At 71.1% G+C, this 21,381-nt stretch carries 19 protein-coding genes; 18 read left to right on the top strand and 1 reads right to left on the bottom strand.

Translation table 11 applies throughout. The annotated features are described in order from the left end of the window. The first annotated feature begins 7 nt into the window (after nt 1-7). From OIE49_RS14470 to OIE49_RS14400, 15 genes are all read left to right on the top strand, one after another. A complete protein-coding gene (locus OIE49_RS14470; RefSeq protein ID WP_326802676.1) occupies nt 8-1,111 on the top strand; it encodes a hypothetical protein in 1,104 nt (367 codons plus the stop codon). Beyond that, entirely contained in the window at nt 1,111-3,339 is a 2,229-nt protein-coding gene (locus OIE49_RS14465; RefSeq protein ID WP_326802675.1) for a glycosyltransferase, read from the top strand. The genes OIE49_RS14470 and OIE49_RS14465 overlap by 1 nt, the downstream gene beginning before the upstream one ends. Next, nucleotides 3,336-4,733, top strand: a complete 1,398-nt coding sequence (locus OIE49_RS14460) for an acyltransferase family protein (RefSeq protein ID WP_326802674.1) — start codon at nt 3,336-3,338, stop codon at nt 4,731-4,733. The genes OIE49_RS14465 and OIE49_RS14460 overlap by 4 nt, the downstream gene beginning before the upstream one ends. A gap of 420 nt (nt 4,734-5,153) precedes the next feature. Next, nucleotides 5,154-5,357, top strand: a complete 204-nt coding sequence (locus OIE49_RS14455) for an RlpA-like double-psi beta-barrel domain-containing protein (RefSeq protein WP_324838204.1) — start codon at nt 5,154-5,156, stop codon at nt 5,355-5,357. Nucleotides 5,358-5,370: 13 nt separating this feature from the next. Next, entirely contained in the window at nt 5,371-5,991 is a 621-nt protein-coding gene (locus OIE49_RS14450; protein WP_326802673.1) for a cell wall protein, read from the top strand. A 42-nt stretch (nt 5,992-6,033) separates the two neighbouring features. Next, nucleotides 6,034-6,936 carry a MauE/DoxX family redox-associated membrane protein gene (locus tag OIE49_RS14445; RefSeq protein WP_326802672.1) on the top strand — a complete coding sequence of 301 codons (903 nt, stop codon included), beginning with the start codon at nt 6,034-6,036 and terminating at the stop codon, nt 6,934-6,936. A 134-nt stretch (nt 6,937-7,070) separates the two neighbouring features. Continuing rightward, the gene (locus OIE49_RS14440) at nt 7,071-7,724 is read left to right on the top strand and encodes a hypothetical protein (RefSeq protein ID WP_326802671.1); all 654 of its coding nucleotides are present in this window, start codon (nt 7,071-7,073) and stop codon (nt 7,722-7,724) included. Beyond that, a complete protein-coding gene (locus OIE49_RS14435) occupies nt 7,712-8,743 on the top strand; it encodes a hypothetical protein (RefSeq protein WP_401738016.1) in 1,032 nt (343 codons plus the stop codon). Before OIE49_RS14440 ends, OIE49_RS14435 begins: the two co-directional genes overlap by 13 nt. A 60-nt stretch (nt 8,744-8,803) precedes the next feature. Further along, nucleotides 8,804-9,499 (top strand): hypothetical protein, encoded by a 696-nt coding sequence (locus OIE49_RS14430; RefSeq protein WP_326802670.1) that lies wholly within the window; start codon nt 8,804-8,806, stop codon nt 9,497-9,499. 135 nt (nt 9,500-9,634) lie between these two features. Continuing rightward, the gene (locus OIE49_RS14425) at nt 9,635-10,228 is read left to right on the top strand and encodes a CGNR zinc finger domain-containing protein (RefSeq protein WP_326802669.1); all 594 of its coding nucleotides are present in this window, start codon (nt 9,635-9,637) and stop codon (nt 10,226-10,228) included. 343 nt (nt 10,229-10,571) lie between these two features. Beyond that, nucleotides 10,572-11,093, top strand: a complete 522-nt coding sequence (locus OIE49_RS14420) for a sigma-70 family RNA polymerase sigma factor (protein ID WP_019056398.1) — start codon at nt 10,572-10,574, stop codon at nt 11,091-11,093. Further along, nucleotides 11,093-11,905, top strand: a complete 813-nt coding sequence (locus tag OIE49_RS14415) for an anti-sigma factor family protein (protein ID WP_401847699.1) — start codon at nt 11,093-11,095, stop codon at nt 11,903-11,905. Before OIE49_RS14420 ends, OIE49_RS14415 begins: the two co-directional genes overlap by 1 nt. Before the next feature lie 192 nt (nt 11,906-12,097). Continuing rightward, nucleotides 12,098-14,419 carry a HelD family protein gene (locus OIE49_RS14410; protein ID WP_326802667.1) on the top strand — a complete coding sequence of 774 codons (2,322 nt, stop codon included), beginning with the start codon at nt 12,098-12,100 and terminating at the stop codon, nt 14,417-14,419. A 377-nt stretch (nt 14,420-14,796) separates the two neighbouring features. Further along, nucleotides 14,797-16,212: an NAD-dependent malic enzyme gene (locus OIE49_RS14405; RefSeq protein WP_326802666.1), complete on the top strand. Its 1,416-nt coding sequence runs from the start codon at nt 14,797-14,799 to the stop codon at nt 16,210-16,212. A gap of 297 nt (nt 16,213-16,509) precedes the next feature. Further along, nucleotides 16,510-16,791: an HU family DNA-binding protein gene (locus tag OIE49_RS14400; RefSeq protein WP_003990598.1), complete on the top strand. Its 282-nt coding sequence runs from the start codon at nt 16,510-16,512 to the stop codon at nt 16,789-16,791. 172 nt (nt 16,792-16,963) lie between these two features. Here the strand turns inward: OIE49_RS14400 and murA are convergent, their stop codons facing one another. Next, complete coding sequence (murA, locus tag OIE49_RS14395; RefSeq protein WP_326802665.1) at nt 16,964-18,310, bottom strand: UDP-N-acetylglucosamine 1-carboxyvinyltransferase; 1,347 nt, start codon at nt 18,308-18,310, stop codon at nt 16,964-16,966. Nucleotides 18,311-18,585: 275 nt separating this feature from the next. On the opposite strand from murA, the gene OIE49_RS14390 reads away from it, so the two are divergent. From OIE49_RS14390 to OIE49_RS14380, 3 genes are all read left to right on the top strand, one after another. Then, the gene (locus tag OIE49_RS14390; protein ID WP_199836654.1) at nt 18,586-19,155 is read left to right on the top strand and encodes a YqgE/AlgH family protein; all 570 of its coding nucleotides are present in this window, start codon (nt 18,586-18,588) and stop codon (nt 19,153-19,155) included. A gap of 28 nt (nt 19,156-19,183) precedes the next feature. Next, nucleotides 19,184-19,465 carry a DUF3039 domain-containing protein gene (locus OIE49_RS14385; RefSeq protein WP_100569321.1) on the top strand — a complete coding sequence of 94 codons (282 nt, stop codon included), beginning with the start codon at nt 19,184-19,186 and terminating at the stop codon, nt 19,463-19,465. Between the two features lie 140 nt (nt 19,466-19,605). Then, entirely contained in the window at nt 19,606-21,273 is a 1,668-nt protein-coding gene (locus tag OIE49_RS14380; protein ID WP_326802664.1) for a beta-N-acetylhexosaminidase, read from the top strand. Nucleotides 21,274-21,381 lie beyond the last annotated feature (108 nt).

Here is a 21,381-nt window from a genome sequence, read left to right as displayed (position 1 = left end):
CGGTGGTGTGCACAGACACCCGCGGGGGCCCGGCGAGGGCCCGGGCGCGGGGGCGGGTTCCTGGTTCGACAAGGGCCACCCCGCCGAACCGGCCCCGGCGGCGGAGACGCAGCTACTGCCCGGGCCGGGGCCGACGACGGACTCCCGGCTGACGGCCGACCCCGCGGCGGCCGCCCAGACGCAGATGCTGCCCGGAGCGGCGGCCGCGGCGGAGACCCGGGTACTGCCCGGAACGCCGGACTCCGCGGCACCCGAGGGCCGGGTAGGCGGCCCGGGCACGCAGCCGCTCGGCCCCCTCGGCACCGGCCCCACGGGCACCGGCCCCCTGCGGGTCCAGGTCGAGGACCCGTGGGAGACCCACGACCCGCACGAGGTCACCGTGCAGCTCGACGCCGTGAGCGTGCGGCCGGGCGGCACCCTCGGATCCGCCGGCCCCGCCGGCAAGGAGGCCGACCGGCCCGTCTTCGTCGACGAGTCCGGCCGCCGCAGCCGCCGCTTCCGCCGCCTCGGCATGGCCATCGGCCTCGCCTGCGCGGTCTACGCGGTCGTCATCGTCGTCACCCTGCTGTCCGGCAACGCGGCCGCCCCCTGGGTGCCGGTCCCGGTCCCGGGAGCCGACGACCAGCCGGCGAGCAAGGTCAAGGAGTCGCCGCGGCAGTCGGAGTCCAGCAGCCCGTCCGCGGACACCAGCGCCGCGCCCGAGGCCGGTACCGGCCCTTCGGCCCCCGTCGCCCCGAGCGCCGGTGTGAGCCCGCCCGCGGGATCCACCGTCGTACCGGGAGCCCCGGCCGTGCCCAGCGGTACGCCCACCGCGTCGAGCAGGCCCACGCCGTCCGCGACCAGCACGAAGAAGGCCCCGGACGGACCGCCCGCGCCCGTCGACACCGGCGGCAACGGCTTGCCCCCGGACACCAAGACGCCGTCGACCGGGCCGAACCCGCCCGACCCGAAGCCGAGCAGCTCCGGCAGCGCCGACCCGGGTGACAACGGCGCTGCCACCAACAACAACGCAGGGGGAGCCGCCACCGCGCACCCTGTCGCGTCCACCGTCCCGGCCGCCGCCGACCGGCCCGGCGCCACACCCGACCACTCTCCGGAGAACGTCCTCTGATGGCCTCCCGTTCCAACCGTCGCCGCTCCAGCAGAGGCGACGGGCGACCCCAGCGTGCCCCGGCACACGTCAACCTGCGACGCCGACGGCTGCCCATGCGCTGGGTGCTCCCCGTCATGCTGCTGGTCGCGATGACCGCGATGCTGATGCTGCGCGGCTACGTGCACAGCGAGATCCTCGCCGACTACCGCATCAGACCCGAGGCGGCCACCGACAAGGTGCCCGACAAGATCCTCGAGGGCGGCCCGGTCATCGACACCCGCAGCGGCAAGGCCGCCAGCATGAGCGTGCCCAGGCAGCGGGTCGTCCTCACCTTCGACGACGGACCCGACCCCAAGTGGACCCCGCAGGTGCTCGACGTGCTCAAGCAGCACCACGCGCACGCGGTGTTCTTCATCACCGGCACCATGGCCTCGCAGTACCCGGACCTGGTCAAGCGGATCGTGCGCGAGGGCCACGAGATCGGGCTGCACACCTTCAACCACCCCGACCTGTCGTACAAGTCGCACAGCGGCATCGACTGGCAGCTCTCCCAGAACCAGATGGCACTGGAGGGCGCCGCCGGCATCCGCACGTCGCTGTTCCGGCCGCCGTACTCGTCCTTCGCCGACGCGATGGACAACGCGTCCTGGCCGGTCACCCAGTACGTCGGCTCCCGCGGATACCTCACGGTCCTCAACAACATCGACACCGAGGACTGGCAGAAGCCGGGTGTCGACGAGATCATCCGCAACGCCACCCCGAAGCACGGCGACGGCGCCATCGTCCTGATGCACGACTCCGGTGGCGACCGGCACCAGACCGTCGAGGCGCTCGGGCGGCTCCTGCCCGAACTCCAGGCCAAGGGCTACAAGTTCCAGAACCTGACCGAGGCACTCGGCGCGCCCAGCGCGCACACCCCGGTCACCGGCGCGGAGCTGTGGAAGGGCCGGGCGTGGGTCTTCCTCGTGCAGGCATCGGACGAGATCACCGGAGTGCTGGTCGTCGGCCTCGCGGTCATCGGCTCGCTCGTCCTGGCCCGCTTCGGCCTGATGCTGCTGCTCTCCGTCGTGCACGCCCGCCGGGTGCGCCGGAAGAACTTCCGCTGGGGGCCCGACGGGCCGATCACCGAGCCGGTGACGGTCCTGGTCCCGGCGTACAACGAGGCCAAGTGCATCGAGAACACAGTGCGTTCCCTCGTCGTCGGCGACCACCCCATCGAGGTGCTCGTCATCGACGACGGCTCCAGCGACGGCACGGCCCGCATCGTCGAGGACCTGGACCTGCCCGGGGTGCGGGTCGTCCGGCAGCTCAACGCGGGCAAGCCGGCCGCCCTCAACCGCGGTCTGGCGAACGCCCGTCACGACATCGTCGTGATGATGGACGGGGACACCGTCTTCGAGCCGTCCACCGTCCGCGAGCTGGTGCAGCCCTTCGCCGACCCGAAGGTCGGCGCGGTCGCCGGCAACGCCAAGGTGGGCAACAAGGACTCGCTCATCGGGGCCTGGCAGCACATCGAGTACGTGATGGGCTTCAACCTCGACCGGCGGATGTACGACATGCTCGGCTGCATGCCGACCATTCCCGGAGCCGTCGGCGCCTTCCGGCGCACCGCGCTGGAGCGGGTCGGAGGCATGAGCGAGGACACGCTCGCCGAGGACACCGACGTCACCATGGCGCTGCACCGGGACGGCTGGCGGGTGGTGTACGCGGAGAACGCCCGCGCCTGGACCGAGGCCCCGGAGTCCGTGCAGCAGCTGTGGTCCCAGCGCTACCGCTGGTCGTACGGCACCATGCAGGCGATCTGGAAGCACCGCCGGGCCGTCGTGGAGCGGGGACCCTCGGGCCGCTTCGGCCGCGTGGGACTGCCGTTCGTCTCCCTGTTCATGGTGGTGGCCCCGCTGCTGGCCCCGCTGATCGACGTCTTCCTGCTGTACGGGCTGGTGTTCGGGCCCACGGAGAAGACCGTCGGCGCCTGGCTCGGCGTACTGGCGGTGCAGGCGATCTGCGCGGCGTACGCCTTCCGGCTGGACCGCGAGCGGATGAGCCACCTCGTCTCGCTGCCGCTCCAGCAGATCCTCTATCGGCAACTCATGTACGTGGTCCTGCTCCGGTCCTGGATGACGGCGCTCACCGGCGGCCGGCTGCGCTGGCAGAAGCTGCGGCGCACCGGCGTGGTGGAGGCGCCGGGCTCGATCCCGCAACAGCGGACGGCGGACAGCGGCAGTGAACGGAGGCCCGTCGGATGACGGCACACGAGTACGGGACGGCGGACGGCACGCCGCCGCCGGGCATACCCGGAACGCCGGGCCCGGACCCCGTCCACGGCTCCCCGGCACCCACCGGGTGGCCGTACGACCGTGCGGGCGAGGTGAGTATCCCCGCCCAGAAGACGGCAGACGCGGTGAACGGGGCGGTTGCGGCGGACACCACCGGCGCCGACTCGACCGGTGGGGCCGACGCGGCCGGCGCGGCCGGGGCGGAGAAGAAGCCGGCGGTCCCCGGCCGTGACCGCTATCTGGACCTGCTGCGTTCCATCGCCCTGGTGCGTGTGGTGGCGTACCACCTCTTCGGCTGGGCCTGGCTGTCGGTCCTCTTCCCGTCCATGGGTGTGATGTTCGCGCTGGCGGGCTCGCTCATGGCGCGCTCGCTCAACCGGCCCGCCCTGTCCGTGATCAAGAGCAGGGTGCGCAGGCTGCTGCCCCCGCTGTGGGTGTTCAGCGCGCTGATGCTCGGCCTGCTGTTCGTGCAGGGCTGGAGTCCGGGGAAGGACCCGGACCTCGGGGGCCACTTCTGGGGCCCGGTCAGCGTGTTCAACTACCTGGTGCCGATCGGCGCCCCGCCCTACCCCCTGAGCATCGGCTCCGAGTCCGGGTGGCTGGAGAACACCTGGGCGGACCAGGCGGCGGGTCCGCTCTGGTACCTGCGGGCCTATCTATGGTTCGTGGTCGCGTCCCCGCTGCTGCTGTGGGCGTTCCGCCGGGTGCCGTGGGCGACCCTGCTGTTCCCGCTGGCGCTCACCGCCGTGGTCGGTACCGGGCTGGTCACCATCCCCGGCGAGACCGGCAACGCGGTCGAGGACTTCGCCGTGTACGGCAGTTGCTGGGTGCTCGGCTTCGCCCACAACAACGGCATGCTGAAGCAGGTCCCGCGCTACGCGGCGGTGTCCGGCGCGGCCGCGCTGATGGCGTTCGGCCTGTGGTGGGCGTCCGGTCACCTCGGCCCCGACGGCTGGGACCTGAACGACATCCCGCTCGCCCAGGCGACGTGGTCGTTCGGCATCGTGGTGATCCTGTTGCAGTACTCCCCGTCGTGGCAGACGCTGCCCGGCCGGCTGGCCAAGTGGGACAAGCTCATCACCCTCTCCAACAACCGGGCGGTGACGATCTACCTCTGGCACAACCTGCTCATCATGGCGACGGTGCCGATCCTCGACCGGGCCTACGACCTGCCCTTCATGCAGAGCGACACGGCCACCTCGTGGCTGGACTCGACGGCGCTCCTCTGGCAGTTCGTACTCGTCTGGCCGCTGATCGCGCTCGCGATACTCGGCGTCGGCTGGGTCGAGGACCTGGCGGCGAAGCGCAAGCCGCGGCTGTGGCCGAACGGGGCGAAGAAGAAGCGGGCGGCGAGGGCCCACTGAGCCGGGTGCCCCGCGTCCTTCGGGCGCGGGGCACCGTTCTTCTGCCGGGCACGGAGCCGTCGGAGTGCCGCCGGACTCTGGCCAACGCGCGTAGACGGGCGCATCATGGGGGTGCTTTGTGCGCACAACCCTCGCACTGAAATTGTCATGCACGCGTCAAAAATCGAGATGCGTCATTCAGCGACTAAGGGAGACGGCACGATGGCTTGCGGATCGACCAGCCTATGGGCCGGTGAAACGAGCTGGTTCTGTTGCGGATCCTCCTGGGGTCCGTGCGGCAGCGCGGGCGGCGGCGCCTGCGGCAACTGCCAGTCCAGCGCGAATCACGGCGCCTGGCCCAACGCGTCACAGGCATGCTGGAACATCACCCGGCCCGACCTGTGCGGCGAGAACATCCCCAGACGCGGCTGCGGTGCGGTGATGAACATCAGGCACCAGTGCTCCGGCGCCACCGTCTGCATCACGATCACCGACTGCGGACCGCGCACCAAGGACTGGTGCGGCGAGGCCACCTGCTGCAACGGCGCCTGCCGCACCAACCGCGTCCTGGACCTGACCCCGGCCGCCTTCTCGGCGATCGGCAATCTCAGCTCCGGCAAGCTGCCGGTCTACATCTACGAGTGAGGGGGAGTTCGTCATGACCTACCGTCAGAAGGGCGACGGCGGCGGCCTGGGCCGCCGGCGCTTCCTCACCACGGCCGCGCTCAGCGGCGCCACCATCGTCGGCGCGTCCGCCCTCGGCGGCTTCGACGCCGACGCGGCTTTCGCCGCCGAGCCGTCGCTCGACCCGGCGGTCCCCAAGTCGGCCTTCGTGGAGGGCCGGATCACCGGCATCACCGGCAGCGTCCTGGAGGTCGCGGGATCCTACGGAGACCACTCCCGGGTCCAGATGACCAACGTCACCAGCGTCTGGAAGGTCCGGCCGACCACCGCCGCCGACATCGAGATCGGCGACGGACTGTACGCGCGGGGCGTTCCGATGCCGGACGGCACCGTCGCGGCCGACGCGGTGTGGGTGAACATCGTGAACCTTGACACCACGATCCGCGGCATCGCGAAGAACCGGGTGCACCTCTCCCACGGGCAGCACGAGCTCGTCGGCCACGTCCACCAGGACACGACGAACGCCTCGTACGCGGGCCGTGCGCTCACCTCGGACCTGTCCCGGCTGCGCATCGGGCAGAGCGCCCAGGTGCTCGGGGCGTGGCGGCCGTCCGACAACTCGGTGGACGTCGTCCGTATCTCCGTCGGGCACTGACGGCCTGATCCGAGGAGGAGAAGAGGAGAAGGGGAGGGAAGGATGCTCTCACTGACAACGGGCCTCGTACCGCTGGTCCTCGCGGGCCTGCTGGGGTGGACCGGCTCGGTCAAGCTCTTCGACCGGGACACCGTGCGCCAGGCACCGAAGACGGCGCTGGCCCGGATGCTGCGCAGCAGCGAGCGGGCGGCGGTGGTGCTGCGCGGCACCGGCGCCGTGGAACTCCTGCTCGCGGCAGGGCTGCTGGCCGTGCCGACGAGCCCGGTGCCGGGCGCGGCGACGGCCGTCCTCGGGGCGGGGTTCCTCGGCTATCTCGGCTACGGCCGGGCGCTGGCACCGGAGTCCTCCTGCGGCTGCACGGCGAACGAGGACACCCCGATCACCTGGCGTGCGTTCGCGCGCGCCGCGCTGGTGCTCGTGGGCGGGGCGACGGCGGCGGTGGCGCACGGCTCCTGGTGGTCCGCGCTCACCGAACGGCCCGGTGGCTCAGTGGTGTTCGTGACCCTGGCCGCGGCCGTCCTGGTGGCGCTGTCGGTCGATCTCGACCGGTGGTGGCTGCTGCCGCTGCGCCGGCTGAGGCTGCGTGTCTTCGGGCATCCGCTCTTCGGCAGCGAGCCGGGGGACCGGGTGCCGGTCGCCGCCAGCGTGGAACTGCTGGAGAACTCCCTCGCCTGGCAGACCGCCTTCCCGGTGGTCCGGTCGGGTCTGCTGGACCACTGGGAGGAGGACGGCTGGCGGATCCTGCTGTACTCGGGTGTGTACGGCGCGGGGGAGAACGCGCGGCCGGTGTCGGTGGTCTTCGCCCTGGACGCCACGGCCGGCCGGGACACCCCTGGCGACCCGGCGGTCCGCGTCAACTACATCGACGCGCACACCGGCGAGTCACTGGCAGCGACTCTGCTGCGCGCGGTCCCGCCCCGCAGATCCCTGCCGACCCTCGGCTGACGCACCGCCCCCACGGCTCACCGCCCCCGCCCACGGGGCCGGTGAGCCGTGAGCGTCGCGCTGGTGCGGTTGTGGGGGTCTCGGTAGCGTGTCGGCTGTTTCGCCCTGCCCACCTGCCTCACCGGGAGCCTGCTGTGATCCGCCGCCCAACTCGCCTGCTCACCACAGCCGTCGCCGGCACGACGGCCGTCCTGCTCCTCGCCGGTTGCGGCGGGGGTGACGGCGACGCGAAGGCCAACGACAAGATCGCAGGCGCGGACACGGGGACATCGGCTTCGCCGAGCGTGAGCGCCTCGGCCTCCGGCAGCCGACCGGAGATCACCTTCCCGGCCGACGCCAAGAACGTTTTCGAGGACCAGAAGACGGGTGACGCGCTGAAGGACGCGGTTCTGGCGGACAGCGCCCTCAGCGTCAACTCCATGGATGCGGCGATCTTCGAGGCCAGTACTGGAACCAAGGCTCTCGGCTTCTACAACGAGGGGAAGGCCCTGAACAAGGCCATCACCTATGTGCAGGGATACATCGACAAGAACGACACCTGGATCGGCACAACCCGGTACTTCGATCGTGCAGTGACACTCTCAGGAAGCAGCGAGGCTTACGTCACTTACTGTTCCGACGAGAGCAAGTCCTTTCTGAAGAGCCGGAAGACCGGCAAGGTGGAGAACACGCCGACCACCTCGGACAGCTATGTGCTGTACCACGCCAAACTCAGCAAGAACTCCGAAGGTGTCTGGCAGACCACTGACGTCGTCTCGAACCGGGGGGACAAGGCGTGCCAGCCGTAGCCAAGTTGGCCAGGTCCACGACCGTCGTCTCTCTTGTGGGCCTCGCGTTGCTCATTCCAGAAACCGCCCACGCGGGCGGCCGCGGTGGTGCCGGAAACGTGGGTCAGACGGAACAGCAGGGCAACGCCACTGACGATGGGACCGTTTCCGCGACCGCCGGTGGCGTTGTCTTCGATCGTTCCAAGAACGGCACCGGCCGTTCCGCGGGACCGGTCGCCCCGGTTTCGTCCTGGACGCCGCCCGCCTGCTGGTATGCCCCGAAGTACACGCCGGAGCAACTGCAGAAGTACCTGGAGCCGATCTGGGAGGCCGAGTCCACCGGGTACGAGTGGGACGCCGCGCAGCGAGACCGCTACGTCGACGGCCACCCGTACAAGGACTTCAACAAGGACAAGGCCGGCAAGGGCTATTGGTGGGACTCGTACGTCAACAAGGACTTCCCGCCGGGTTGGGACAAGTGCGAAGAGCCGATCTTCTGGGTCGACCAGGGCGCCGCTCCACCCGCGAACATCGAGAACGCGGTGACGCCGCGCATCCTCGCGGAACTCGCCTACAACGAGATCCGTGTCCCCGGTACCGAGGTGACACTCGCGCCGGCGGGGGCGACGAAGGTGAATCTGCCTACCTGGGCGTGGCTGGACGGGGCGCGGTTCCGGCCGGTCTCCGTGACGGCTTCCGTGCCGGTGCTGGGGATTTCCGCGACGACCACCGCCGAGCCGGTCTCGTTGAGGATCGACCCCGGTACGGCGGACGCCGAGACCTACCCCGCGTCGGGCGTCTGCGAGATCGTCGGTGACCGTATCGGTGAGGCGTACGCCAAGGGGAAGGCCGACCGGACGCCGCCCTGCGGGGTGAAGTACCTGCGGTCGTCCGGCGACGGCTCGTACCGGTTGAGAGCCACCATCACCTGGAAGATTCACTGGACGGGTACCGGCGTTGCGGGCGGGGAGCTGCCCGAGGGAACCTTCGGCGCCACCCAGGACGTCATGGTGCAGGAGATCCAGGCCGTGAACCGCTGAGCAGGAGTCGGACAACCGAAACAGGGGGGCGCCGCGGTGAACAGGTGGCGGGTTCGGAAGGTGCTCGAGCAGGTGCGGCAGGGGCAGCGCGTGGAGCTGCGCCTCAGCAAGTCGTCCGTGGCGAAGGCCGCCGGACTCGCCTGCCTCGCGGAGCAGTTCGGGTACGAGTACGTGCATGCCGAGCGCGTGCGCGACAACAAGATGCTGCTGGTCCTCGCGCCCGACCCCAGCCCGCAGGCCCAGGCGCGGGCCGCGCAGAACTGGGCGCGGTATCCGAACGCCGCGGACGGGGTGTCGCTGCCGCCGCTCGTGCCGGCCGCGTTCGAGGTGATGACGGCGCGCATCAACGTCGACATGTCGGGCGACAGCGACCAGATAGCCATGGCGCTCGTCGGCGTGATCGCGACCTTCGGGTGCGCCTACTGCGCGGTGCAGGCCCCGGGGGACGGGCTCTTCCTCCTCATCATCGGGGTGCTGTGGGTCATCTTCCTGGTCGCCTCCGCCGGCGGTTTCCTGTCCCTGAGGCGGCGCCACGCCAGGGCCGTGGCAGTGCTCCAGGCCGCCGGGTTCGTGCCGGTGAAGGAGGAGCGCGGGAGGGTGCGGTACCGGCCGGGGCCGGCATGGCAGGCCGGACCGTATGGGCAGGGGGTGTACGGACAAGGGGCGTACGGGCAGGGTCCCTACGACCAAGGCCCTTACAGCCAGGGCCCGTACGGCCAAGGGCCCTACGGCAACGGGCCTTATCCCCCGCAGTAGGCAGCCGCCCCCGCGCCGCCCGGGGGCTACCGGTCCGGACGGTGGGCGGGCACTGTGGGAGGGAACGGATTTCCGGCCTCCGACGATGCCCCGGTGAGGCTGCCGGCCGGGGTGAGCCTAGGCGGTGACACGCACATGGCACTGGCTGCGGCCACGGTCCCGTACGAGCTGAGGTTCGACGCCGGGCGGGTCTGCCTGGATCTCCTCTCCACCACCCACCCCGTGGAACGGCTCGACTCCCTCCCTCCCCTGCGCGCGTGGATCACCGGCTCGGGGCTGGTTCCGGCCGGCTGTCCGCTGGCGCACGCCGACGCGCCCTGGCTTGCAGGGTTCCGGGAACTGCGGTGGGACATGAGCGAGTTGGTGCGTGGATATCTCGGTCAGGAGACGCGGGCCTACGACCTCGCGCTCGCCCGCGTCAACGACGTCGCCCGTACGGCACCACCCGCACCCCGCGCCGTGCGCGGCGAAGACGGGACCCTCGTACGCGAGTTGGCCGGGCCGCCCGAGTGCGCCGCCCTGCTCGCGGCCGTCGCCCGCGACGCCGTGGAACTGCTCACCGACCCCGTGGCCCTGGCGGCCCTGCGTCAGTGCGAGGGCGACAACTGCCCGATCGTGTACCTGGATACGTCCCGGGGACGCCGGAGGCGCTGGTGCTCCAGCGAGGTCTGCGGGAACCGCGAACGGGTGGCCCGCCACCGCCGACGCGCCGCGCTTTCAAGGACCTAGAGAAAGCATGAGCGACAACTCCCGGATCCCATTTGACGGTTGTGGGCGTTCCGTGCCGAAGTGATTTGCGTAACACATTGTTTGGCCCGCTTCGGGTGCGGGCAGCGCGCCCGTCTTCAAATCTGTGTCGGAAATGTGAAGACCGGGCGGGGGGAATGTGCGCCCATGTCCTCCCTCGTCACGTCACCCGACAGAAAACCGTCGGCCTGTTTTGAACACCCCGCACCCCTGATCCGTACCCGTCGTCGAGCGAACGACTGGGGGGAAGCCCCGGACACCGGAGGTGGGCGTGCGCAAGGATGCGGCCGTGGCCAATGAACGTGGAGCGAGGGCCCGACATCGCATGTCCCAGTCCTCGGAACCTGATGAGGAGTTGATGCGTGCGCTCTATCGCGAGCACGCCGGTCCTCTCCTCGCGTATGTCCTCCGGCTGGTCGCCGGCGACCGGCAGCGTGCCGAGGACGTGGTGCAGGAGACGCTCATCCGTGCCTGGAAGAACGCCGGTCAGCTCAATCGGGCCACCGGTTCGGTACGCCCCTGGCTGGTGACGGTCGCCCGACGCATCGTCATCGACGGCCACCGCAGCCGGCAGGCCCGGCCGCAGGAGGTCGATCCGTCGCCGCTGGAGGTCATCCCCGCGGAGGACGAGATCGACAAGGCGCTGTGGCTGATGACGCTGTCGGACGCGCTCGACGACCTGACCCCGGCCCACCGGGAGGTGCTCGTCGAGACGTACTTCAAGGGGCGTACCGTCAACGAGGCGGCCGAGACGCTGGGCATACCCAGCGGCACCGTCCGCTCACGGGTGTTCTACGCCCTGCGGTCGATGAAGCTGGCGCTGGAGGAGCGGGGGGTGACGGCGTGATGAGCGTGTACGGGGGATTCGGAACGGGTGGTGCGGGTATGTCTGGGGCCATGCAGGGAACCCCGGCTCCGAACGAGCACGAGACCGTCGGCGCCTACGCCCTCGGAATTCTTGACGACGCCGAGGCAACCGCTTTCGAGGCGCATCTCGCCGGCTGCGAGTGGTGCGCCCAGCAACTCGACGAACTGGCCGGCATGGAGCCGATGTTCGCCGCACTGGCGGACCTGCCGGGCTCCGGCACACCCGCGGTCGGGGAGTCCCTTTCGGCCAAGCCGAGCCCACGCCTGGTGGAGAAGCTCGTCGACGAGGTCGCCGAGCGCCGTGCCCAGAAGCGCAGGCGCGGCTTCTACATGGTCGCCGCGGCGGCGGCGCTGATCATCGGCAGCCCGCTGGCCGTGTTCGCGGCGAGCGGCTCGGGCGGCGGCGACAACACCACGGCGGGCGCGAGTACCGCGCAGTCCGCGTTCGCGTCGATGCCCGAGAAGGTCACGGCGACGGACCCGGCGACGAAGGTCACCGCGACGGTCGCCGTGGAGAAGAAGGACTGGGGCACGAACGCCGTTCTCGAGCTGAGCAACGTCACTGGCTCGCAGAAGTGCTCGCTCATCGCCGTCGGCAAGAACGGTGAACGTGAGACGGTCACGTCCTGGTCCGTCCCGGAGTGGGGCTACGGCGTCCCGAACGCCAAGACGGAGCAGGCCAAGAACCCCCTCTACGTCCGTGGCGGCGCGGCCCTGGAGCCGAACCAGATCGATCACTTCGAGGTGATGACCTTCGACGGGAAGCAACTCGTCGAGGTACCCACCTCCTAGTGCCGCGACAGGCAACGTTCGCCCCGTAGCAACGCCCGGCACTCCCCCAAGCTCTTCGAGCAGGGGGGACCCCCAGAGCACGCACCGGACGCCGCTTCTTCACGGGCAAACGTCACCTGCCGCGCCAGCTTCCGCCCAGGGCCCCCTTTCGCGTACGGTTGACGGCTGCCCAGCACGTCAGAAGGGGGCCCGGTGGCCGCACAGGCTCAACAGGATTCCGCGGTCGGATCGGTCCACGGCGCAGCGCACGAAGCGGCGCACGACTCCGTACGGGACCGTGAGATCAGTGTGGAACAGCAGCACCTGGACCGGGTGTACCGCCGCCTCGAGGAGAAGATCCACGAGGCCGAGTTCCTCATGCGTGACGCGGCCCAGCGCGGCCAGGTGGGCACACCCGGCGCGCTGGCCGAGCGCGACGCGCAGGTGTTCCGGGCGGGCATCCACCTCAACCGGCTGAACAACGAGTTCGAGGACTTCCTCTTCGGCCGGGTCGACCTGCTGCTCGGCAAGGACGGCAGGAAGGGGCCGGACGGCGCGTACACGGCGGTGGAGCCGGCCGAGGGCGTGGTCCGCGAGGACGGCACGGCGGACATCGCCGAGACCCTGCACATCGGCCGTATCGGCGTCCTCGACGAGGACTACTCCCCGCTGGTCATCGACTGGCGGGCACCGGCCGCCGCCCCCTTCTACCGCTCCACCCCGGTCGACCCCGGCCGGGTCGTGCGCCGGCGCGTCATCCGTTCCAAGGGGCGGCGCGTGCTCGGCGTCGAGGACGATCTGATGCGTCCCGAGCTGAGGGCGTACCTCGACGGCCACGAGCTGCCCGCGATCGGCGACGGCGCGCTGATGGCCGCGCTCGGCCGGTCCCGCGGCCACACCATGCGGGACATCGTCTCCTCCATCCAGGCCGAGCAGGACCTGGTCATCCGCGCCCCCGCCGCCTCGGTGACGTACGTCGAGGGCGGCCCCGGGACGGGGAAGACGGCGGTCGCCCTGCACCGGGCGGCCTACCTGCTCTACCAGGACCGCCGCCGCTACGCGGGCGGCATCCTGATCGTCTCCCCGACGCCGCTGCTCGTGGCCTACACCGAGGGCGTGCTGCCCTCGCTCGGCGAGGAGGGCCAGGTCGCCGTCCGGGCGATCGGCTCGCTCGTCGACGGCGCCGAGGCGACGCTGTACGACTCCCCGTCGGTGGCCCGGGCCAAGGGCTCGTACCGGATGCTGAAGGTGCTGCGCAAGGCGGCGCGGGGCGCGCTGGAGTCCAACGGCACCCCGGACCGGCTGCGGGTCGTCGCGTTCGGCCGCCGGCTGGAGCTGGAGGCCGGGGAACTCGACCACATCCGGCGCACCGCCCTCGGCGGCACCGCGCCGGTGAACCTGCTGCGCCCGCGCGCCCGCAAGCTGCTGCTTGACGCCCTGTGGGGGAAGTCGGGCGCCGCCGGCCGGCACACCGACCCGGAACTCGCCGCCGAGCTGCGCTCCTCCTTCGACGAGGACGTCACCGGTGAGGACTCCTTCGCCGCCTTCCTCGACGCCTGGTGGCCGGAGCTGGCCCCGACGGCGGTGCTCGCCGCCATGGCCGACGAGCGGCGCCTGGGCCGCTGGGCGCGCCGGATCCTCAACCCGGGGGAGGTGCGCCGGGTGGCCCGCTCGCTGCGGCGCGGCGGCCACTCGGTGCACGACATCGCCCTGCTCGACGAGCTCCAGGCGATCCTCGGCACCCCGGCCCGCCCGCGCCGGAAGCGTGAGCTGGATCCGCTGGACCAGCTCAGCGGTCTGGAGGAGCTGATGCCGGTGCGCGAGGAGTCGCAGTGGGAGCGGGCGGAACGCCTCGCGCAGGAGCGCACCGAGTACGCGCACGTCATCGTGGACGAGGCGCAGGACCTCACGCCCATGCAGTGGCGGATGGTCGGCCGCCGCGGCCGGCACGCCACCTGGACGGTCGTGGGGGACCCCGCCCAGTCCTCCTGGTCCGACCCGGACGAGGCGGCCGAGGCCCGCGACGAGGCCCTGGGCACCCGGCCGCGCCGGCGCTTCGAGCTGACCGTGAACTACCGCAACCCGGCCGAGATCGCCGAGCTGGCCTCGAAGGTCCTCGCCCTGGCCATGCCGGGCTCCACCGCGCCGACGGCCGTGCGCTCCACCGGGGTGGAGCCGCGCTTCGCCGTCGTCCGGGGCTCGCTGGAGAAGAGCGTGCGGGCGGAGGCGGAGCGGCTCCTCGACCTGGTGGACGGCACGGTCGGCGTGGTCGTCGCCATGAACCGGCGTGAGGAGGCCAGGCGCTGGCTGGCCGGGCTGGGTGACCGGGTGGTGGCGCTCGGCAGCCTGGAGGCCAAGGGCCTGGAGTACGACGCGACGATCGTCGTCTCGCCCGCGGAGATCGCGGACGAGTCCCCGGCCGGCCTGCGGGTCCTGTACGTGGCCCTGACCAGGGCCACCCAGCAGCTCACGGTGGTCTCCGCGGAGCGGGACGAGCCGGACGGGGCCGGGGTGCCGGATCTGCTGAGGGACTGAACAACGGGTGAACCTCGGCGACGGGAATGGCCACCGGGGATCCGTTTGTTAGCCTGGATACGGCACCGGCCCGATCCAAGCCCCCGGGCCCAACCTTTGTCGCTACGAGCGACCACTTGCCGCGAGGCGAGCATGGCGGGTCGGTGTCATACAAGCCTCCGAGAGGTCCACGTCACGGTGTGACGTGGACCTCTTTTGTCGCTCCCGCATCTTTCGCCACCGCGACACTTCTCGTATGGTGAAATTCCGTTTCCGAAATCGACACCTCCCGGTGAACACTACGTCCGCAACCCGGGGCGACTACCACGTACTCAGGGGTAGGTGCGACGATCGGACGGCAGAACTTCGCGACACGGTGAAAGCAGAGGAAGTCGGCCATGGCAACGGCGCCCAGCGTCTCCTACTCGATGACCATCCGTCTGGAGGTGCCGGCGGGCGGAACCGCCGTATCGCAGCTCACCACGGCCGTGGAGTCCTCCGGAGGCTCGGTGACCGGCCTCGACGTCACCGCTTCGGGCCACGAGCGGCTCCGTATCGACGTCACCATCGCGGCCACCTCGACGGCCCACGCCGAGGAGATCGTCGAGAAGCTGCGTGGCATCGAGGGCGTCACGCTGGGCAAGGTCTCGGACCGTACGTTCCTCATGCACCTCGGCGGCAAGATCGAGATGGCGTCCAAGCACCCCATCCGCAACCGTGACGACCTGTCCATGGTCTACACCCCCGGTGTGGCCCGCGTGTGCATGGCGATCGCGGAGAACCCGGAGGACGCCCGGCGCCTGACCATCAAGCGCAACTCCGTTGCGGTCGTGACGGACGGCTCGGCCGTCCTCGGCCTGGGCAACATCGGCCCCAAGGCCGCCCTGCCGGTCATGGAGGGCAAGGCGGCCCTCTTCAAGCGCTTCGCCGGCATCGACGCCTGGCCGATCTGCCTGGACACCCAGGACAGCGACGCGATCGTCGAAATCGTCAAGGCGATCGCCCCCGGCTTCGCCGGCATCAACCTGGAGGACATCTCCGCGCCCCGCTGCTTCGAGATCGAGGCCCGGCTGCGCGAGGCCCTCGACATCCCCGTCTTCCACGACGACCAGCACGGCACCGCGATCGTCGTGCTCGCCTCGCTGACCAACGCGCTGCGCGTGGTCGGCAAGTCGATCGACAGCGTGCGCGTGGTGATGTCCGGCGCCGGCGCCGCCGGTACGGCGATCCTGCGCCTGCTGCTCGCCGCGGGCGTGAAGAACGCCGTCGTCGCCGACATCCACGGCGTGGTGCACGCCGGCCGTGAGGACCTCGTCGGCGCCGCCCCGGACTCCCCGCTGCGCTGGATCGCGGACAACACCAACCCGGAGTGCCTGACCGGCACTCTGAAGGAGGCCGTGCGCGACGCGGACGTCTTCATCGGCGTCTCGGCGCCCAACGTGCTCGACGGCGACGACGTGGCCGCCATGGCGGAGGGCGCGATCGTGTTCGCGCTCGCGAACCCCGACCCCGAGGTGGAGCCGGCAATCGCCCGTCAGACAGCGGCAGTTGTGGCCACCGGCCGCTCCGACTTCCCCAACCAGATCAACAACGTGCTGGTCTTCCCGGGTGTCTTCCGCGGCCTGCTGGACGCGCAGTCCCGTACCGTCAACACGGAGATGATGTTGGCCGCCGCGCAGGCCCTGGCCGACGTGGTCACCGGGGACGAGCTGAACCCGAACTACATCATTCCGAGCGTCTTCAACGACAAGGTCGCCGGCGCGGTGGCCGGAGCGGTCCGGGAGGCGGCCGCGAAGACGGCGGCGACGGCGTGATGATTGCCACCGCGCCGGGAAACCGGCGCGTCGCGAAGCACCCCGCCGCCGGCGGAGCCTTATCGTGACGGCCATGCTCGGGCATCTCTTCGTGTGACTCCCAAGGGTGTTCTCACGACTCCTATGGGTGCCGGATTGGCATTCGCGCCGCAGGTGGGGGCAGGATGCCTCCCTGGGCGCGAGGGTTCGGCGACGGACCCGGGTCCGGGGACTCACCGAGGACCCTGGCAGCATCGGCTTCGCTGTGCCCAACATGCGGCCTCGCCGCAACGGCAAGAAGAACACGGGAGTAAGAACATGAACCGCAGTGAGCTGGTGGCCGCGCTGGCCGACCGTGCCGAGGTGACCCGCAAGGACGCCGACGCCGTGCTGGCCGCGTTCGCCGACGTCGTCGGCGACATCGTCTCCAAGGGGGACGAGAAGGTCACCATCCCTGGTTTCCTGACCTTCGAGCGCACCCACCGTGCCGCTCGCACCGCTCGCAACCCGCAGACCGGCGAGCCGATCCAGATCCCCGCCGGCTACAGCGTGAAGGTCTCCGCGGGCAGCAAGCTCAAGGAAGCGGCCAAGGGCAAGTGACCCAGCCGTCTCGTGCGCCGCGGGACGGCGCACGAGACGCTGTAGGCCGGTCCTTCCAGGCCACCGAACGCCAGTGGGGCGGCCCCTCACCAGGGGCCGCCCCACTGTCGTACGCGCTCCCGGGCGCCCGCCGGGCCGACCGGATCATCCGGGGCCCGGCCGGGAGCCCCGGTCAGCCGAGGGCCTGGCCCGGGAGTTCCACCTTGGCGCCGAGCTCCACGAGCTTCTCCATGAAGTTCTCGTAGCCGCGGTTGATCAGGTCGATGCCGTGGACGCGGGACGTGCCCTGGGCGGCCAGGGCCGCGATCAGGTAGGAGAAGCCGCCGCGCAGGTCCGGGATGACCAGGTCGGCGCCCTGGAGCCGGGTCGGCCCCGACACCACCGCGGAGTGCAGGAAGTTGCGCTGGCCGAAGCGGCAGTCGGAGCCGCCCAGGCACTCGCGGTAGAGCTGGATGTGCGCGCCCATCTGGTTGAGCGCGGAGGTGAAGCCCAGACGCGACTCGTACACCGTCTCGTGGATGATCGACAGGCCCGTGGCCTGGGTCAGGGCCACCACCAGCGGCTGCTGCCAGTCCGTCTGGAAACCGGGGTGCACGTCCGTCTCCAGCGCTATGGACTTCAGCTGGCTGCCCGGGTGCCAGAAGCGGATGCCCTCGTCGTCGATCCGGAACGCGCCGCCCACCTTCCGGTAGGTGTTCAGGAAGGTCATCATCGACCGCTGCTGCGCGCCGCGGACGTAGATGTCGCCCTCGGTCGCCAGCGCCGCCGACGCCCAGGACGCGGCCTCCAGCCTGTCCGAAAGCGCTCGGTGGTCGTAGCCGCCGAGCTTCTCCACTCCCGTGATCCGGATCGTCCGGTCGGTGTCCATCGCGATGATCGCGCCCATCTTCTGCAGAACGCAGATCAGGTCCTCGATCTCCGGCTCCACGGCCGCGTTGGACAGCTCGGTGACACCCTCGGCCAGCACGGCCGTCAGCAGCACCTGCTCGGTCGCGCCGACGGACGGGTACGGCAGCCGGATCTTCGTGCCGCGCAGCCGCTGCGGGGCCTCCAGGTACTGCCCGTCGGCCCGCTTCTCGATGACCGCGCCGAACTGCCGCAGCACGTCGAAGTGGAAGTCGATGGGCCGGCCGCCGATGTCGCAGCCGCCCAAGCCGGGGATGAACGCGTGTCCCAGCCGGTGCAGCAGCGGCCCGCAGAACAGGATCGGAATGCGCGAGGAGCCCGCGTGGGCGTCGATGTCGGCGACGTTGGCGCTCTCCACCCGGGTCGGGTCGAGCACCAGCTCACCCGGTTCGTCACCCGGACGGACCGTCACGCCGTGCAGTTGCAGCAGACCGCGCACGACACGCACGTCACGGATGTCCGGAACGTTGCGCAGGCGACTTGGTTCACCGCCCAGCAGGGCGGCGACCATGGCCTTCGGTACGAGGTTCTTCGCACCGCGGACTCGGATCTCGCCCTCCAGCGGGGTTCCGCCATGGACAAGCAGTACGTCGTCAGTGCCGTTGACGGTCATGTATCTCGCGTTCCGATGAGGTGGGCAGGTGGCCGGCCGATCACTGCGGAGGGGGCCGGAGAGACAGGGTAGTCGCCGTGCGCCCCCCTGCAGAAAGCCCGTGGCACCCGGGGTTGGCTCATGATCCCGCACCGACACGCGCCGTTGAGCGCCGGGCACGTGCGGTCACCGCCCCCGCCGTGCGCCGGTGACGCTTCCGTGTCCCGTGAGCTGCGCTCACCCCCGTAGCCGGATTGGCTCCCCATGCGAAGGGAAGATGCGGGATCATGTCTGGCATGACCGAGGTGTCCTCGCTCACAGGGCGGCTGCTCGTGGCCACGCCCGCCCTGGCGGACCCGAACTTCGACCGCGCGGTGGTGCTCCTTCTCGACCACGACGAGGAGGGCTCCCTCGGTGTCGTCCTCAACCGTCCCACGCCGGTGGACGTGGGCGACATCCTGGAGGGCTGGGCTGACCTCGCCGGGGAACCCGGCGTCGTCTTCCAGGGCGGCCCGGTGTCCCTGGACTCCGCACTCGGCGTCGCCGTCATCCCCGGAGGCTCCGGCGAGGGCGCCCCGCTGGGCTGGCGCCGGGTGCACGGCGCGATCGGTCTCGTCGACCTGGAGGCACCTCCCGAGCTGCTGGCCTCCGCCCTCGGCTCGCTGCGGATCTTCGCCGGATACGCCGGCTGGGGCCCCGGCCAGCTGGAGGACGAGCTGGAGGAAGGAGCCTGGTACGTCGTCGAGTCGGAACCCGGCGACGTGTCCTGCCCCGCCCCCGAGAGGCTCTGGCGCGAGGTGCTGCGCCGCCAGCGCAGCGAACTGGCGATGGTCGCCACATATCCGGACGACCCTTCGCTCAACTGATGCCCGGGGCCTTCAGTACCCTTGCGGTATGAGCACTCTCGAGCCCGAGCGCGGCACTGGTACGGGGACCCTCGTCGAGCCGACGCCGCAGGTGTCCCACGGCGACGGCGACCACGAGCGCTTCGCCCACTACGTCCAGAAGGACAAGATCATGGCGAGCGCCCTCGACGGTACGCCCGTCGTGGCGCTGTGCGGCAAGGTGTGGGTGCCTGGCCGCGACCCGAAGAAGTACCCCGTCTGCCCGATGTGCAAAGAGATCTACGAATCCATGACAGGCGGCGGCGAAGGCGGCGACGACAAGAAGAAGTAACCGGCTCCCCGCTCGGCAGAGACTCTCAGGGCCCCCGAGGCACGCTCCGGCGCGCCCCGGGGGCCCGTGCCGTCGCCGGGCCCGTGCACCATGTGCAACGCCCGTTGCGCCGCGTCGCGGCCGGCGCTACCCATGGGGGCATGACCGACGTGATTCCGGCCCCGCGCGCCGCGGCCGGCTCCCCGGACCGCGCCGTCCCCCTCGACCGGGGCACCACCCTGTGGGCCGCCGAGGGCACCGGCGGCACCGAACGCTGGCTGCGTGGCACGCTCGGCACGGCCCTCGTCCTGCCCCTTGCGCCCGGCGCCGAGGACGACCCGGACTCCGTACGGCTGCGCCTGGACGACACCCTGGAGCCCGAGGCGTACCGGCTCGCCGCCGTGCCCGGGCGGGGCGTCGAGATCCGCGGCGGCTCCCCGGCCGGGGTCTTCTGGGGTGCGCAGACTCTGCGCCAGCTGCTCGGCCCCGACGCCTTCCGGCGCGCCCCCGTACGGTCGGACGCCGCCCACGCGGTCCCGGCGGGGGTGATCGAGGACGCCCCCCGCTTCCGCTGGCGCGGCCTGATGCTCGACGTGGCCCGCCACTTCATGCCGAAGGACGGCGTCCTGCGCTACCTCGACCTGATGGCCGCGCACAAACTCAACGTGCTGCACTTCCACCTGACGGACGACCAGGGCTGGCGTGTCGAGATCAAGCGGTACCCGAGGCTGACGGAGGTCGGTTCCTGGCGGGCGCGGACGAGATTCGGCCACCGGGCGTCCCCGCTGTGGGACGACAGACCGCACGGCGGCCACTACACCCAGGACGACATCCGCGAGATCGTCGCGTACGCCGCCGAACGGCACATCGCCGTCGTCCCCGAGATCGACGTGCCCGGGCACTCGCAGGCCGCCATCGCCGCCTACCCGGAACTCGGCAACACCGACGTCGTCGACACCTCCGCCCTCACCGTCTGGGACGACTGGGGGGTCAACCCGAACGTCCTCGCCCCCACCGACGCCACCCTGCGCTTCTACGAGGGCGTCTTCGAGGAACTGCTCGAACTGTTCCCCGCGGACGCCGTGGCCTCCACCGGATCCGCGGGTTTCGCGGCGTTCTCAAGTTTCTTCCACGTCGGCGGCGACGAGTGCCCCAAGGAGCAGTGGCGGGCCTCCCCGGCCGCGCAGACGCGGATCGCGGAACTCGGGCTGGCCGATGAGGACGCGCTCCAGTCCTGGTTCATCGGCCACTTCGACGCCTGGCTCGCCGCGCGCGGGCGCAGGATGATCGGCTGGGACGAGATCCTGGAGGGCGGCCTGGCGTCGGGGGCCGCGGTGTCGTCCTGGCGCGGGTACGCGGGCGGGATCGCGGCCGCACGGGCCGGCCACGACGTCGTCATGTGCCCCGAGCAGCAGGTGTACCTGGACCACCGCCAGGCCCCGGGCGAGGACGAGCCGGTGCCGATCGGCTACGTGCGCACCCTGGAGGACGTCTACCGGTTCGAGCCGGTCCCTCCGGAACTGGACGAGGCGCAGGCCCGCCATGTGCTGGGCACGCAGGCCAACGTGTGGACCGAGGTGATGGAGGATCAGGCACGCGTGGACTACCAGGCCTTCCCCAGGCTGGCCGCGTTCGCCGAGGTCGCCTGGAGCGCCCTGCCCGCCCCTGCGGAACGGGACTTCGCGGATTTCGAGCGGCGGATGACCGCCCACTACGGGCGTCTGGACGCCCTGGGAGTCGGGTACCGGCCGCCCACCGGGCCGCGCCCGTGGCAGCGGCGCCCCGGCGTCCTCGGGCGGCCTCTGGAGGGCCCTCCGCCGTCGAGGTAGCCGCCGGGGTGCGCGGGGGCGGCGGGGGCGGCGGGGTGATCGGTTCCGCCCGCGGCCCCGCTCGCCGGTTCCGCCGTCTCGAACAGGTGGCGGAAAAAGTCCGCAAGA

It is taken from the genome of Streptomyces sp. NBC_01788, assembly GCF_035917575.1.
Lineage (GTDB): Bacteria > Actinomycetota > Actinomycetes > Streptomycetales > Streptomycetaceae > Streptomyces.
The sequence above is the reverse complement of the archived record's forward strand: the minus strand, read 5'-3'. Positions and strand labels throughout refer to the sequence as shown.